General features: G+C 55.2%; 16 protein-coding genes. 6 read left to right on the top strand and 10 right to left on the bottom strand.

What is annotated here, in order from left to right; genetic code table 11:
* Window positions 1–65: 65 nt before the first annotated feature.
* Window positions 66–404 (bottom strand): protein YbgS, encoded by a 339-nt coding sequence (locus ACT3RT_RS08355; protein WP_485902877.1) that lies wholly within the window; start codon window positions 402–404, stop codon window positions 66–68.
* Window positions 405–630: 226 nt separating this feature from the next.
* On the opposite strand from ACT3RT_RS08355, the gene aroG reads away from it, so the two are divergent.
* The gene (gene aroG / locus ACT3RT_RS08350; RefSeq protein WP_485902875.1) at window positions 631–1683 is read left to right on the top strand and encodes a 3-deoxy-7-phosphoheptulonate synthase AroG; all 1053 of its coding nucleotides are present in this window, start codon (window positions 631–633) and stop codon (window positions 1681–1683) included.
* A gap of 87 nt (window positions 1684–1770) precedes the next feature.
* On the opposite strand, the gene gpmA is transcribed toward aroG, so the two are convergent.
* The 8 genes from gpmA to modE all read right to left on the bottom strand — a co-directional run bounded on the left by gpmA (window position 1771) and on the right by modE (window position 10085).
* Window positions 1771–2523 (bottom strand): 2,3-diphosphoglycerate-dependent phosphoglycerate mutase, encoded by a 753-nt coding sequence (gene gpmA, locus ACT3RT_RS08345; RefSeq protein WP_185688281.1) that lies wholly within the window; start codon window positions 2521–2523, stop codon window positions 1771–1773.
* A 154-nt stretch (window positions 2524–2677) separates the two neighbouring features.
* Window positions 2678–3010, bottom strand: coding sequence for a PsiF family protein (locus tag ACT3RT_RS08340; protein WP_353501380.1), 333 nt, complete (start codon window positions 3008–3010; stop codon window positions 2678–2680).
* A gap of 171 nt (window positions 3011–3181) precedes the next feature.
* Window positions 3182–4228, bottom strand: coding sequence for a galactose-1-epimerase (galM, locus tag ACT3RT_RS08335; protein WP_496202807.1), 1047 nt, complete (start codon window positions 4226–4228; stop codon window positions 3182–3184).
* On the bottom strand, window positions 4222–5370 hold the full coding sequence (gene galK / locus ACT3RT_RS08330; protein ID WP_353503926.1) for a galactokinase: 1149 nt from the start codon (window positions 5368–5370) through the stop codon (window positions 4222–4224). Before galK ends, galM begins: the two co-directional genes overlap by 7 nt.
* Window positions 5370–6419, bottom strand: coding sequence for a galactose-1-phosphate uridylyltransferase (gene galT / locus ACT3RT_RS08325; protein WP_185688278.1), 1050 nt, complete (start codon window positions 6417–6419; stop codon window positions 5370–5372). Before galT ends, galK begins: the two co-directional genes overlap by 1 nt.
* Before the next feature lie 30 nt (window positions 6420–6449).
* A complete protein-coding gene (gene galE, locus ACT3RT_RS08320; protein WP_353501382.1) occupies window positions 6450–7466 on the bottom strand; it encodes a UDP-glucose 4-epimerase GalE in 1017 nt (338 codons plus the stop codon).
* 242 nt (window positions 7467–7708) lie between these two features.
* Window positions 7709–9178, bottom strand: coding sequence for a molybdate ABC transporter ATP-binding protein ModF (gene modF / locus ACT3RT_RS08315; RefSeq protein WP_496202806.1), 1470 nt, complete (start codon window positions 9176–9178; stop codon window positions 7709–7711).
* A 124-nt stretch (window positions 9179–9302) separates the two neighbouring features.
* Complete coding sequence (modE, locus tag ACT3RT_RS08310; protein WP_485902866.1) at window positions 9303–10085, bottom strand: molybdenum-dependent transcriptional regulator; 783 nt, start codon at window positions 10083–10085, stop codon at window positions 9303–9305.
* A 192-nt stretch (window positions 10086–10277) separates the two neighbouring features.
* Between modE and ACT3RT_RS08305 the strand changes: the two genes are divergently transcribed.
* The 5 genes from ACT3RT_RS08305 (at window position 10278) to ACT3RT_RS08285 (ending at window position 14628) form a co-directional block, all read left to right on the top strand.
* Window positions 10278–10454: an AcrZ family multidrug efflux pump-associated protein gene (locus ACT3RT_RS08305; RefSeq protein WP_485902864.1), complete on the top strand. Its 177-nt coding sequence runs from the start codon at window positions 10278–10280 to the stop codon at window positions 10452–10454.
* Window positions 10455–10668: 214 nt separating this feature from the next.
* Window positions 10669–11442, top strand: a complete 774-nt coding sequence (modA, locus tag ACT3RT_RS08300; protein ID WP_496202805.1) for a molybdate ABC transporter substrate-binding protein — start codon at window positions 10669–10671, stop codon at window positions 11440–11442.
* Window positions 11439–12128 (top strand): molybdate ABC transporter permease subunit, encoded by a 690-nt coding sequence (modB, locus tag ACT3RT_RS08295; protein WP_278880010.1) that lies wholly within the window; start codon window positions 11439–11441, stop codon window positions 12126–12128. The genes modA and modB overlap by 4 nt, the downstream gene beginning before the upstream one ends.
* The gene (gene modC / locus ACT3RT_RS08290) at window positions 12128–13189 is read left to right on the top strand and encodes a molybdenum ABC transporter ATP-binding protein ModC (protein WP_496199605.1); all 1062 of its coding nucleotides are present in this window, start codon (window positions 12128–12130) and stop codon (window positions 13187–13189) included. The genes modB and modC overlap by 1 nt, the downstream gene beginning before the upstream one ends.
* A gap of 74 nt (window positions 13190–13263) precedes the next feature.
* On the top strand, window positions 13264–14628 hold the full coding sequence (locus tag ACT3RT_RS08285) for a Fic family protein (RefSeq protein ID WP_485902858.1): 1365 nt from the start codon (window positions 13264–13266) through the stop codon (window positions 14626–14628).
* 15 nt (window positions 14629–14643) lie between these two features.
* On the opposite strand, the gene ACT3RT_RS08280 is transcribed toward ACT3RT_RS08285, so the two are convergent.
* Entirely contained in the window at window positions 14644–15465 is an 822-nt protein-coding gene (locus tag ACT3RT_RS08280; protein WP_353501388.1) for a pyridoxal phosphatase, read from the bottom strand.
* Window positions 15466–15572 lie beyond the last annotated feature (107 nt).

Here is a 15572-nt window from a genome sequence, read left to right as displayed (position 1 = left end):
AGGCTCCCTTTAGGCGGTTAACGAGGTGGGTTAATCACGGAATCTTTGTTTTCCGCAACTACACCTTAGTTACCGGTGGCTTTAGATTGGTTGGTACCCGGAACCTGGTCTGGGCAGCGGCCGTCTTTACACATGGCCTTTTTGTGATCTACCGTTTTCTTATGTGCTTCGCTGTGTTTCTTGGTGGTGTTCTTATGCGCTTTGTCTTTATGCACTTCGTTCACGGGCTGGTCAGTGTTGTTGATTTTGCTGTTATCAACATTGTTCGGGGCAATTTTCTGGATTGAACCCGGATCGTTCGCCTGATTCGCCGCGCCATTGTTAGAGCCTGAATCTTCTGCAAAGGCTGCACCCGTACCCATCGCCATTGAAGCAGCAAATACCATCATAATGATCTTCTTCATACCTGACTCTCCATCTCATGGTTGTGAATATTCATTTGTTGTAGGGCTGTACAAAAAACGCCATATCTAAAGATTAGCTTAAGTTAGACAGGTCGAAGGATTATTGAGACTAATCGCAATAGCCATACTGGCTTAAAGTGCATTTACACCAGCTGACATTGCAGCTAGATTGGATGCGTTCAGCATTCTGCTACGCCTTTATTTTGAAATACCCATTGGAACAGCTATGACCTATCAAAACGACGATTTACGCATCAAAGACATTAAGGAACTTTTGCCGCCTGTAGCCCTGTTAGAGAAATTTCCCGCTACCGATAAAGCCGCAAAAACGGTATCTCAGGCACGTAATGCCATTCATAAGATACTGAAAGGGAACGATGATCGTTTACTCGTCGTTATTGGTCCTTGTTCGATTAACGATCCCAAAGCCGCGAAAGAATACGCTGCACGTTTACTCAGCCTGCGCGAAGAACTGCGCGGTGACCTGGAAATCGTGATGCGCGTTTACTTCGAAAAACCGCGTACCACGGTGGGCTGGAAGGGTCTAATCAACGACCCACACATGAACAACAGCTTCCAGATTAATGATGGTTTGCGCATCGCGCGTAAATTGTTGCTGGATATTAATGACACCGGCCTGCCGGCTGCTGGCGAATTCCTCGACATGATCACGCCACAGTATTTAGCAGATTTGATGAGTTGGGGCGCAATTGGCGCGCGTACCACTGAATCTCAGGTACACCGAGAGCTGGCGTCTGGCCTGTCTTGCCCGGTGGGCTTCAAAAATGGCACCGACGGCACCATCAAAGTGGCCATCGACGCTATCAACGCGGCGGGCGCGCCACACTGCTTCCTGTCGGTCACCAAGTGGGGCCACTCGGCGATTGTCAGCACTAGCGGCAACAACGACTGCCATATCATCCTGCGTGGCGGCAAAGAGCCAAACTATAGCGCTGACGATGTGAAAGCCGTGAAAGAAGGCCTGAAAAAAGGCGGACTGCCAGCCCAAATCATGATCGACTTCAGCCACGCCAACAGCAGCAAACAGTACAAAAAGCAGATGGAAGTCTGTACTGACGTTTGCGGCCAACTGGCAAACGGCGAACAGTCGATTATTGGCGTGATGGTTGAAAGCCACTTGGTGGAAGGCAACCAGAGCCTCGACAGCGGCGAACCACTGGTTTACGGCAAAAGCGTCACCGACGGCTGCATTGGTTGGGAAGACACTGAAGTGCTGCTGCGCCAGCTGGCGGATGCGGTGAAAGCGCGTCGCGGTTAAGTTTTAACACGCTGCTCGCTGAAAAGCAGACATAAAAAACGGGGCCGATTGGCCCCGTTTTGCTATCTGAAGTTTAGCCGAGGCTAATTACTTCGCTTTACCTTGGTTAGCAACGGCCGCGGCTTTCGCTGCGATTTCGTCTGCATCACCTAAGTAGTAGCGTTTGATAGGTTTGAAGTTTTCGTCGAATTCGTAAACCAATGGAACACCGGTAGGGATGTTCAGTTCCAGAATTTCGTCTTCGCTCAGGTCATCAAGATATTTAACCAGCGCACGTAGGGAGTTACCGTGAGCCGCAACGATCACGCGCTCGCCGCTTTCAATGCGTGGTTTGATAACGTCAGTCCAGTAAGGGATAACGCGATCGATGGTCAGAGCCAGACTTTCAGTGGTTGGCAGCTCTTCAGGGCGCAGTTTTGCGTAACGCGGGTCGTGCCCTGGGAAACGCTCATCGCTCTTGTCTAATTCTGGTGGGGTTACCGCGAAGCCGCGACGCCACTGTTTAACTTGCTCGTCGCCATATTTAGCGGCGGTTTCAGCTTTATCCAGGCCCTGCAACGCGCCGTAGTGACGTTCGTTCAGTTTCCAGGATTTCTCAACCGGCAGCCAAGGCTGGTCCAGTTGATCTAATACGTTCCACAGCGTGTGGATAGCGCGCTTCAGCACGGAGGTGTAGGCGAAATCGAACTGGAAGCCTTCGTCTTTCAGCAGTTTACCCGCAGCTTTAGCTTCTTTCTGCCCTTTCTCGGACAGGTCAACATCGTACCAACCGGTAAAGCGGTTTTCTTGGTTCCACTGACTTTCGCCGTGTCTTACCAGAACCAGCTTGGTTACAGCCATAGCTAAACTCCTCAATTAACTGAATATTCAATGATAACTGTTATCATTATAGGGTCTGTGCGCCGCAGACGGCAATCTGATTGTTGCATCTCATGCTGCCTGCGGCGCGCATTGGTCACTCACCATAGCGAATTTAAGAGTTCAGTTCAGCCGCTTAGCCTGCTTTTTTCAGGCACGTGCTCATGAACGTCTTACGAGCATCACCTTTCAGCTCTTTTTTGGCTGCGTCGGCATTACAGGTTTTCATCTTGTTTTGTTGATCGGTCAACTTCTGATCCGGCTTGGTTTCAGCCTTCAAACAGTGGCTCATAAAGGTCTTACGCTCATCGCCTTTCAGCGACTGCGTGGTGGCCTGTTGATTACAATCAGTCATTTTCTGACGTTGTGCCGTCTGTGCGGCGGAAGGGGCTTTTACAGCATCAGCGGCCAGCGCAGAGCCGCCAATTAACAGCGTAGTAAGCAGAGGTAAAACCACAGATAAACGCATAACGGATTCCTTTTCAGACGTCCCCCTAACGGGACACTCCCTAAGCGTAGATCGGCCTTTGCGCTTTAGCATTAAAAAAGCGTAACAGCTGGCGCAGAAAGTGATGAAAAGGGGAGAGAGCGCAAAGAAAACAGGGCCTTGCGGCCCTGAGTGTGGAATCAATCTGGCGCTTTATAATGCGAAAAATTGATAAACCGTCTGCGAACGGTAGCCCTGGCCGGGTTTTATCCAGCAGCTAGGCTGTGGCCATTCAGGGTGATTCGGACTGTCGGGCAGAAACTCGGTTTCCAGCGCCACGCCCTGATAGTTTTCATATTCCCCGCCTGAGCGATTCGGCGTACCGCGCAGGAAATTGCCGGTGTAGACCTGTAGCGCCGGGGCTGAGGTAAACAGGCTCATTCTAACCTTGCCGTCGGCTGACCATAGGTGCGCCGCCGGATGCTCCGCGCTGTTACAGGTGCGATTGAGCAACCACGCGTGGTCATAGCCTTTCACTCGCTGCTGCTCGCGATCGCGCAGGAAATCCTCGGCCAGCGTTTTAGGCGCGCGGAAATCCAGCCCGGTGTGCTCGACAGGGGTCAGATCAGCACTGGGAATGCCGTCACTGTCGACCGGCAAGAAACGCTCGGCGAACAGTTGCAGCTTCTGTTTGCGCGCATCGTGACCTTCGCCATCCAGATTGAAATAGGCGTGGTTGGTGAGGTTAATCGGGCAGAGTTTGTCGACCGTCGCCTGATAGCGAATTTCCAGACGATGATCGTCAGTAAGGCGATAGTGAACCTCCGCCGTCATATTGCCCGGATAACCCTGATCGCCATCGGCGGAGAGCAGTTGGAAGCTCACCGCCTGCGCGCTGCGTGACAGTAGCGTCCAGCGCCGCGCGTGGAAGCCCTCAGGGCCGCCGTGCAGCTGGTTTTCACCCTGATTTGGCACCAGCGCATAAGTTTGCCCGTCAATCGTCAGCTGCGATTTGGCGATGCGATTAGCGTAGCGGCCAACGGTGGCACCCAGATAGGCACTTTGATTGACATAGCCCTGCGGTGATTCGCAGCCCAGCAGCAGCTCGCGCTTGCTGCCATCGGCGAGAGGGAATTCCAGCGAAAGCCAAGTCGCGCCCCAATCCATGAACGTGGCGGTGGTGCCCGCCGCATTCTGCAGGGTGATCAGCTCGAACGGGTCGCCGTCCGGTGCCAACGGGGTGTTTTCCGGTTTTAGCATACGCCCGCTCCCTGAGACGCGGTGCAGACGTAAAACGTCTCTTTCAGCCCGGTTTGCTCAGGGTATTCACGGGCCACCGCGCTGCGCACGTCGTCAACCAAAGATTCAGGGATAAGCGCCACGATACAGCCGCCGAAGCCGCCGCCGGTCATGCGCACGCCGCCCTGATCGCCAATCACGTTTTTCACGATGTCGACCAACTTATCGATTGGCGGAACGGTAATTTCGAAGTCGTCACGCATGGAGGCGTGGGACTCGGCCATCAGCTGGCCCATTTTCTTCAAATCACCGGCGGCCAGGGCATCTGCCGCCGCCAAGGTGCGAGCGTTTTCGGAAATCACATGGCGCGCGCGGCGGGAAACCAGCGGATCCAGCTCGTTAGCCACCACGTCAAACTGCTCTTGTGTCACGTCGCGCAGGGCTTTCACACCAAAGAAGCGGGCGGCGGTTTCGCACTGCTCGCGACGCTGGTTGTATTCGCTATCCACCAGGCCGCGTTTCACATTAGAGTTGATGATCACCACGGCGGCGTTTTTCGGCATCGACACCGCGCGGGTTTCCAGCGAACGGCAGTCAATCAGCAGCGAGTGATCCTGCTTGCCGAGGGCGGAAATCAGCTGATCCATGATCCCGCAGTTACAGCCGACGAACTGGTTCTCGGCTTCCTGACCATTGAGCGCCAGCGCCACGCCGTCCAGCGGCAGGTCATACAGTGATTTCAGCGCCTGACCGACCGCCACTTCCAGCGAGGCCGACGAGCTAAGGCCCGCGCCCTGCGGCACGTTGCCGCTGATCACCATGTCCGCGCCTGAGAAATCTTTGTTGCGTTGCAGCAGGTGTTTCACCACGCCGCGCACATAGTTGGCCCACGGCAGGGTTTTGCTGCTAAGGATTGGATCGTCGAGGGAGAACAGGTCTTCCTGATTGTCGTAATCTGCCGCCACCACGCGGATCTGGCGGTCATTGCGCTGGGCGCAGGCGATCACCGTTTCATAATCAATGGCGCAAGGCAGCACAAAGCCGTCGTTGTAATCGGTGTGCTCGCCAATCAGGTTAACGCGGCCCGGTGCTTTAATGGTGATCGTCGCCGGATAACCGAATTTCTGTTCAAAGATTTCTAAGGTTTTATTTTTCAGTTTCATCATTTCACTCCGGCTTCACGATAGTGCACATCACTGACGGCGCGCAGGCGCTCGGCGGCTTGCTCGGCGGTCAGGTCGCGTTGGGTTTCGGCCAGCATTTCGTAGCCAACCATAAATTTACGAACCGACGCCGAACGAAGCAGCGGCGGATAGAAGTGGGCGTGTAGCTGCCAGTGTGCCTGGTCGCCTGCGGTGAACGGCGCACCGTGCCAGCCCATGGAGTAGGGGAAGGAGCACTGGAACAGGTTGTCGTAGCGGCTGGTGAGCTTTTTCAGCGCCAGCGCCAGATCACTGCGCTGGGCGTCGCTCAGCTCAGTGATGCGCTGCACGTGGGCCTTCGGCAACAGTAAGGTTTCAAACGGCCACGCCGCCCAGTAAGGCACCACCGCCAGCCAGTGTTCGGTTTCTACCACGGTGCGGCTGCCATCGGCCTGCTCGCGCTTGGCGTAATCGAGCAACATCGGCGAATCCTGCTGCTCCAGATAGGCGCGCTGCAAACGGTCTTCACGCTCGGCTTCGTTCGGCAGGAAGCTGTTGGCCCAAATTTGGCCGTGCGGATGGGGGTTAGAGCAGCCCATGGCCGCGCCTTTATTCTCAAACACTTGCACCCACGGGTAGGTTTTACCCAAGTCCGCGCTCTGTTCCTGCCAGGTTTTAACCACTTCTTCTAACGCGCTGAGCGACAGCTGCGGCAGGGTTTTACTGTGATCTGGCGAGAAACAGATAACGCGACTGGTGCCGCGCGCGCTCTGGATGCGCATTAACGGATCGTCGCTTTCTGGTGCGAACGGCGTGTCGGGCATCAGGGCGGCAAAGTCGTTCGTAAACACGTGGGTGCCGTGGTAATCCGGGTTCACATCGCCCGTCACGCGGGTATTGCCCGGACAAAGGAAGCAGTCAGGATCATGCTGTGGCAGCGTCTCCTGCGACGGCGTTTCCTGCTGGCCCTGCCACGGACGTTTCGCCCGGTGCGGGCTGACCAAAATCCATTGGTCAGTCAACGGGTTATAGCGTCGATGTGGATGATCTATCGGGTTGAATTCTGACATGTTAATTCCTTTATTCGGGCATTGGCGCGATTAGTCTGGATAACCCTGCGGGTTTTTGGACTGCCATAACCAGGTATCGTTAGCCATATCTTCCAGCGTGCGGGTGACGCGCCAGTTCAGCTCATTGGCGGCTTTGTTTGGGTCAGCCCAGTAGGCTGGCAGGTCGCCGTCGCGACGCGGGGCGAAGTGGTACTTCACCGGCTTGCCGCAGGCTTTGCTGAAGGCATTAACCACTTCCAGCACGCTGTGGCCAAAGCCCGCGCCGAGGTTATAAATGTGCACGCCAGCGCGGTTATGCAGGGTTTTCATCGCGGCAATATGGCCGTCGGCCAGGTCCACTACGTGGATGTAGTCGCGCACGCCGGTGCCGTCTTTGGTCGGGTAATCATTGCCGAAAATTGACAGGGATTCGCGGCGGCCCACGGCGACCTGCGCGATAAACGGCATCAGGTTGTTCGGGATGCCCTGTGGGTCTTCGCCCATCAAACCTGACGGATGCGCACCCACCGGGTTGAAGTAACGCAGTAGGGTGATGCTCCAGTCCGGCTCAGCGCGCTGCACGTCTTGCAGAATTTGTTCCACCATCAGCTTGCTGCGGCCATACGGGCTAGAAGGGTTGCCGGTCGGGAAGTCTTCCACATAAGGCGTCTTCGGCTGGTCGCCGTAAACCGTCGCGGAAGAGCTGAAAATCAGGTTCTTCACGCCCGCGTCGCGCATGGCTTCCACCAACACCAGCGTGCCACTCACGTTATTGTCGTAATAGGCCAGCGGCTTGGCGACGGATTCTCCCACGGCTTTCCAGCCTGCAAAGTGAATTACCGAATGCACGGCGTGCTCGCTGAAAATCTTATCGAGGATGGTGCGATCGCGGATATCGCCCTGATAGAACAGCGGCGTTTTGCCACTCAGCGTAGTGATACGCTCGAGCACGCTGGCTTTGCTGTTATGCAGGTTATCTAAAATGATTGGCGTGTAGCCCGCTGCAATCAATTGCACACAGGTATGACTACCAATGTAACCGCTACCACCCGTAACTAAGACGTACATAATTGCTCCCTGAGAGTCATGTTGAGCTTAAGATACCATGCAGCGAGGCTGAAAAAGGTGATCTATGCTCAAGTTCATGGAATCGCTTACATCACAGTCTAGCACCAGTATCCGCCTTAATACAGCGAGGCGCACAGGCGGGGACAAATCAGGAAGGAAGCACAGAGGGATTGGAGTGTAATCGTTTACACTAGAAAAATTCCCCAAATATCACGACGACTATTTGGGGATTTAGGGCGTTTTTACTTCAAGGCATCGAGCTGGTAGCGGTAGATATTGCCATCCGGCACGAAGGAGAGACGGTGAGTAATGCACTCCGGCGCGTCTTCCGCGTGGTGCGAGACAAACAGCAGTTGGGTGTCGCCCTCGCTAATCAGCACGTCGACAAAACGCCGCACCAGCTGGCGGTTAATCGGGTCCAGCCCTTGCAGCGGCTCGTCGAGGATTAACAGCGCCGGGTGCTTGACCAACCCGCGAGCTATCAGCGCCAGACGCTGCTGCCCCCACGACAGGCTATGGAATGGCGTGTCGCCCTTGCTGCCGCCCAAGCCCAGCAGCTCCAGCCACTGGTTGGTGAGGAACAGTTGGCGGTCTGATACGGCCTGATAAATGCCGATTGAGTCGAAGAAGCCTGAGGTGATGACGTTGCGCACGCTGGAGCTGACGCGGTAATCCAGATGCAGGCTGCTGCTGACATAGCCGATGTGGCGTTTGATGTCCCAGATGGTTTCGCCAGAGCCGCGACGGCGGCCAAACAGCGTCAGGTCATTGCTGTAGCCCTGCGGGTGGTCGCCGGTGATCAGGCTCAGCAGAGTGGATTTGCCCGCGCCGTTCTCGCCGACGATTTGCCAGTGCTGGCCTTGATCCACCTGCCAACTCAGGCCGTGCAGGATAGGGCGATCATTATATTCCACCACGCCGTTGCGCAGAATGATCAGCGGGCCGTCGGCCGGGCGGGCGCGCTGTGCCGGGTCTTCCGGCTCAGGCAGCGCCATGCCTTGCAGGTTTTCGCTGTGCGCCAACTGGGCCACCAGCGCGTCTGCCATGACTTTCTCGCGCGGGCCAATGGTCGCTAGCGTGCAATCCGCCAGAACGCCCACGTGCTGAACAAAGGCGGGGATGTCGTCAAAACGGTTGAGCACCAGCACCAAGGTCTGCCCCTGTTGGGCAAGCCCGGCCAGTAGCTCGGCTAACTGCGCACGGGCGTTGACGTCCAGCCCGTCGAAAGGCTCGTCCAGCACCAGCAAATCGGGCTGCTGCATCAACACCTGACAGAGCAACGTCTTGCGGGTTTCCCCCGTGGAGAGGTATTTGAAGCGGCGATCGAGCAGCTTGGTAATGCCAAACTGCGCGGCCAAACTGGCGCAGCGCTGCGGGTCTTTCACCTGCTCTTGGATTATCTCGGCGGCGGTGCGGCCAGTGTCGTCTTCGTCCGGGCTGAGCAGGTCGGTGTTATTGCGCTGCCACTCTTCTTCCACCAGCTTCTGTAGTTGTTCGAATGACAGGCGCACGATGTTGTTGAAATCGCTTTGGCTTTCACCTTGCAGCTGGACCAGTTCGCTCGCCAGAGCACGCGCCAGCGCCGATTTCCCACTGCCGTTGGAGCCAACAAAGGCCCAGCTTTCGCCTTGTTGAATGCGTAAATCAGAAAGAGTAAGGGTGCGGGTGTCGCTCAGGCGAAAAACGCCCTGCGAGATATGCAACGAAGCCATGTCTCATCCATAAATTGCAGTGATATTCTTTTCCTAGGGATAATCCTGGAACAAAATGAAGTCAATTGACGATTCTGCAAACTATCAAATCTTATTGTGCAAGATTATGATAAATAAACTCTTTCTAGCATAGGGTGGCTATGATTGCTTTGTCGTCGTCGAATTCAGCAAACACATTCTGGCCCTCGACTAATGACAGTTGTGTGACAGCGGCATTGGGCACCGTGGCGCAGAGAATGTCACCACCGGCCAGGCGTAGCAGCACTTCGCTGCTCTCTTTCCCCTGTTGAATGCTCTGTATCTCGCCGGAGAGAGAGTTATCGGCGTGGGTGGCTTCAGGACTCAGGTTGACCCAAGGCGCTTTTATCAGCACCAACACCTCTTTGCCCGGCGTCAGGGCCAGTCGGTCGGCACTTTGCTCGGTCAGCGCGACGCGAATCCGGGTCTTTTCATCATTGAGCAGCACTTCAATATGCTGCTGGACGGAGAGATGGTCGCGCTCAACCACTTTGCCGAAGAACTGGTTGCGGGCGCTGGTTTGCAGGGAGAAGCGCGAAATGGCGGCCAGCAGGCTGTCGAGGGGCAGGGAGTCATCCTTCAGCACGTCAAAGGCTTTTTGCTGGATTTGTGCCAGCAGATCATAGAGTTGCAACAGCCGCTCACCGTAGCGGGTGATCAGCGCGCCGCCGCCGCCTTTGCCGCCGGTGCTGCGTTCTACTAGCACCTCGTCGGCCAGTTGGTTCATTTCGTTAATCGCATCCCAGGCGCTTTTATAGCTAATGCCCGCCAGCTTCGCCCCCTGACTAATCGAGCCTGTCACCTTGATCTGCTTTAAGAGTTCAATTCGACGCGGATCGGCGAACAGCTTTTGCTGTAATTTCAGGGTTAATAAGATTTCAGCTTGCATAAGGGTTCCTTAGAATGCGTTTCGGCTATTGTCGCCTATCCTCTAACTGACATATAGCGGTGTGAAGGCTTTTTGCGGAGCTAAGTTGGTTAAAAGCTAAAGTATTCTGCTGTTATGGCTGCTATTATCGACAACAGTTATGCTTTTAACACCGCCACTTGGGTGCGTGTCAGCCAGTTAAGTGAGGCTATCATGTTAGAACTTTTAGGAAGTTTGGTTTTCGCCGTGGTCATGGTGCCTATCTTTATTGCCTTGATTCTTGGGCTGATTTGGGGATTGGGCGAAGTGTTCAACGTGCTTTCCAATATCGGTCACTCCAAAGAGAGCCGTAATCAGCAGCAACAAGAGCAACAGCAACAGCATCGTTAAGCTGGTGGCAAGATTCTCTAAAGAACCCGATTTTAACATCGGGTTTTTTTATTCCTTATGTAAACCGCACACCCTTCTGCACCCTTTCTTTCTGTCCCAGATCAAAAACTTTTAAGTTCCTCAAAGCCCTGCCGATAAATCGAATGACAAGACTGTTTTCCACGCTATATTAACGCCTATATAACGATGCGTTCTATCAACGAGGAAACATAAAATGAGTACTTCTTGGGGTAAATTAATCGCCGGTTCCGTGCTGGTGGCGGGCCTGGCAGCTCAGGCCCAGGCTGCGGATAAAATCACCGTGTTTGCCGCCGCTTCGCTGACCAACGCGATGCAGGACATTGCCGCCCAGTATCAGAAAGAGAAGGGCGTGCAGGTCGTCTCTTCCTTTGCTTCCTCCTCGACGCTGGCTCGCCAGATTGAGCAGGGCGCGCCGGCAGACCTGTTTATTTCTGCCGACCAGCAGTGGATGGATTACAGCATCAGCAAGCAGCAAATTGTTGAAAATACTCGCTATACTCTGCTGGGTAACGAGCTGGTGCTGGTGGCAGCTAAAATCAGTAAAATCGACAACGTCGAGATTGATGACAAAACCCAGTGGACCAAGTTGCTGGGCGATAGCCGTCTGGCGGTGGGCGACCCTGACCACGTCCCGGCGGGCATCTATGCCAAAGAAGCCCTGCAAAAGCTGGGTGCCTGGAGCACCCTTGAGCCGAAACTGGCGCGCGCCAGCGATGTTCGCGGCGCACTGGCTTTAGTTGAGCGTGAAGAAGCCCCGCTGGGGATTGTTTATGGCTCAGACGCCATTGCCAGTAAAAAAGTCAAAGTGGTGGGTACCTTCCCGGCATCCAGCCACAAGCCGGTCGAATACCCAATGGCCATTGTTAAAGATCACGAAAAGCCTGAAGTTCGCGCGTTTTATGACTATCTGAAAACGCCAGCGGCCTCAGCCATTTTCAAACAATATGGATTTGCGCCCAAAGAATGATGTTGAGTGAATATGAGTGGCAGGCGGTACTTTTAAGTCTGAAGGTGTCCAGTCTGGCCGTAGTGTGCAGCTTGCCGCTTGGTATTCTGATGGCGTGGGTGTTGGTCCGCTGCCGTTTTCCCGGCAAATCGCTGCTCGACAGTATTATCCATTTGCCGCTGGTGCTGCCGCCGGTGGTGATTGGCTATTTGCTGCTGGTGGTGATGGGGCGGCGCGGCGTGGTGGGCGAATGGCTCTACAATTGGTTCGGCTTTAGCTTTAGCTTCAGTTGGCACGGCGCGGTATTGGCCTCGGCGGTGGTGGCCTTTCCGCTGATGGTGCGCGCTATCCGGCTGGCGCTGGAGGCGGTGGACACCAAGCTGGAGCTGGCCGCCCGCACCCTCGGCGCGTCGCCGTGGCGCGTCTTCTTCACCATCACGCTGCCTCTCTCGGTGCCGGGGATCATCGTCGGCATCGTGCTGGCCTTCGCCCGCTCCCTCGGCGAGTTTGGCGCCACCATCACTTTTGTCTCCAATATTCCCGGCGAAACCCGCACCATCCCATTGGCGATGTACACCCTGATTGAAACACCCGGCGCAGAAGGCGCGGCGGCGCGGCTCTGCGTGCTGGCGATTATTCTGTCACTGGCTTCCTTAATGATTTCCGACTGGCTGGCGAAACGCAGCCGCATTCGGCTGGGGGGCTGATGCTAGAACTCGACTTCAGCCAGCAGCTTGGCGACCTGACCCTTCAGGTGACGCAAAACCTGCCTGCGCAGGGGATCACGGCGATTTTTGGCCTGTCCGGCGCGGGTAAAACCTCACTGATTAACGCCATCGGGGGGCTGACAAAGCCTGAAACCGGGCGCATCGCGCTGAACAATCGGCCACTGTTCGACGCCGACAAAGGTCTCTGCCTGCCGCCGGAAAAACGCCGCATTGGCTATGTATTTCAGGACGCGCGCCTGTTCCCGCACTATCGGGTGCAGGGCAATTTGCAGTACGGCATGGCGCCTTCCATGCGCGGGCAGTTCGACAGCATTGTGGCGCTGCTCGGCATTGGGCCACTGCTCAACCGTTTCCCATTGACGCTCTCCGGTGGCGAAAAACAGCGAGTGGCGATTGGCCGTGCTCTGCTCACCGCCCCTGAAATCTTGTTGATGGACGAGCCGCTGGCCGCGCTGGATTTACCGCGTAAACGCGAGCTGATGCCTTATCTGGAGAGGCTGGCGAAAGAGGTCAATATCCCGATTCTCTATGTCACTCACAGTCTGGATGAGATCCTGCGTCTGGCCGAGAAAGTGCTGGTGCTGGACAACGGCAGCGTGCTGGCGATGGGCGATTTGGAAGAGGTGTGGGCCAGCAATATCATGCGCCCGTGGCTGCCGCGCGAGGAGCAGAGCAGCGTGCTCAACGTCAGCGTGCTGGAGCACCATCCGCGCTATGACATGACCGCCTTGGCTATCGGCGATCAGCGCCTGTGGATAGGCAAAGTTGACGCCGCCGAAGGTACATCAATGCGCGTGCGAGTGAACGCCGCCGACGTCTCGCTGGTGCTGCAACCCACCGCCAACAACAGCAGTATTCGCAACATTCTGCCCGCCAAGGTGCTGGAGTGTCTGGAGATTGGTTCACAGGTGGAAGTGAAGCTGGCCATGGCCGATCATATCATCTGGGCGCGCATCACCCCGTGGGCCAGAGACGAGCTGATGATCCGCCCCGGCCAGTGGCTCTACGCGCAGATCAAGAGTGTGTCGCTGAGTCGATAACACCCAGATTGCTTGCAAATTAAGCCAAAGCAGAACATCATTCATCTCAATAATTCAATTTTTTGAGGTGAAAGATGAAGGTCAAACGTCCTCCAGCGCTGCTCGCCGTGGGTCAAATACCCGGCGATGCGCTTACCGCCACCTTTCCCCTCGTCTCTATGGTCAATGAAAAGGGCCAATATCTGCATTGGGATGCCCTTAGGCATCGCATTCCTGCTGGGATTAACCCGCAAATCTTCTGGTCACTCACCACCATTGTGCGTCGCGCCAACGGGCGTTTGCTGACCCTTAATGGTTACGATTTCAACCAGTTGGCTTTCCTCAATATCACACCGCAAATGCAGCAGACTATCTCGATGGTCGATAGGCTGGCGACGTCGGGCGGCGAGAGCGAACTGCTGGAGCCCCTGTTCGCCTCGCGCCACTTGCTTGAGGAGCTGCGTGCTGAAGAGTCGATTTCATCCAGCCAGTTAGAAGGGGCGGCCACCACCAGCCGCGTCGCGCTAGAGATGATTAAAGTCAATCGCGCGCCGCGAGATGAGAGCGAAAAAATGATCATGGGGAATTTCCACATGATGGAATACGTCAATGCCCATTGTTCAGAAGATCTCAGTTTGGCAAATTTTAAGGAGTTACACGCCATCGCCGTGGGGGAGATTAATGACCAAAAATATCGCCCGGGGGAGTTTCGCCATTCAGACGACGTGGTGGTGGCGGATATTCAAAATGAAATCATTCATAACCCGCCGACCTATACCGAGGTCGAACTCAGGCTGTCGCTATTATTCAAATGGGCTAACCAGCCCCACGAGCGGCTGGAGGGGAAAGAGTACCTTCATCCGTTAATCAAAGCCTGCATCCTGCATTTCATGATTGGGTTTATTCATCCGTTTAATGATGGCAATGGCCGCGCGGCAAGGGCGCTGTTCTATTGGTACATGCTGCGCTGCGGCTATTCGGCCTTTCGCCATATCTCAATCAGCAAGCTGCTGAAAAATGCCTCAACGGCCTACGCCAAGTCCTATTGTTATTCCGAGACGGATGACATGGATTTGACCTATTTCGTTGATTATCAATGCAGCATTGTTGGGCGGGCTTTGAATGAGTACGTGGATTACATTCACCACATGGTGAAGGTGCGGGATGAGCTGAATAGGTTTTTGTATGAGTCAGAAATTGGCGCAACATTAAACGAACGCCAGAAAAACCTGCTCAACGTGGCTTTTGCCCGGCCGGAAAATATCTTTACCGTGGCGGAAGTAAGGGAGCGGCTGGGCGTGTCCGACAACACGGCGAGGAAGGATTTAACTGTCTTGGCTGAGCTGGGTTTATTGCGAACCCATAAAGACGGTAAAGAGACGGTTTACGTTTCGCCAAAAAGTCTGCCGCAGGTCAGTCAGTGGAAAAATCAGGCACGGCCCAAAGGCAGTGCCTGGTAATAGTCTGGAGCGGGATTAACCCAACACCTTCGTGCGAATCACCTCGGCGATACCGGGCTGTTCGTTGTCGGCGATGACCAGACCGGCACGCTGTTTGATAGCGTCGTCGGCGTTGCCCATGGCGACGCCGAGGCCGACATTTTCCAGCATGCTCAGGTCATTGTAGTTGTCGCCGAAGGCGATGACGTCGGCCATGCTCATACCTTGCGACTCCACCCACTCCTGCAAGCGGCGGCCTTTGCTGTTGCCCTGTTTCGCGACGTCTACCTGATCGTGCCACGACCATTCGCAGGCCAGACCTAAATCATCTTCTACCTGCTTGGCGAAGGCGCGCAGGGCGTCGAGATCTTCATGGGAGGTGGCGAATTTCCACACCGAGTTAGCCTGATCGGCGGCGTCACGCAGGCTGTCGACTTTGACGATATTCGGCCGCTGGCCCTGCGGCAGCGCTTCACCCCAAACGATAGAGCGGCTGACGTGGCCGTTTAAATGCTGATACAGCATGGCATCGTCCACGTAGAGCAGGCCGTGGATGCCGTGATGCTCGAGCAGATCCACCACTTTTTTGGCTTTGATTTTATCCATTGGGTCAGAGGTGATGACTTTGCGCGCGTGGTAATCGTACAGGTAAGTGCCGTTACAGCAGATGGCCGGAGTATCGAGCTGCAAGGCCTGATAGAACGGGTGGATCGCCACGTGATGGCGGCCGGTGACCACAATCACTTTCACACCCTGTGAGCGGGCTTCGGCCAGCACGGCCAGAGATTCAGGGAGAATACGTTTTTGACGGTCCAGCAGGGTGCCGTCTAAATCAAGCGCAATTACGCGATAGGTCATAGTTAGCTCGTAAGGTTTTCAGAGAATTGAAGAAATTTCACCCATGTTACACCTTAAAAACCGCTGATAAAACCTTGGAGAAGAGCATAAAGGCCACCTCCACAGGC

Source organism: Ewingella sp. AOP9-I1-14 (assembly GCF_052375995.1).
GTDB classification, from domain to species: domain Bacteria; phylum Pseudomonadota; class Gammaproteobacteria; order Enterobacterales; family Enterobacteriaceae; genus Ewingella; species Ewingella allii.
This window is presented reverse-complemented; position numbering and strand designations above follow the sequence as displayed.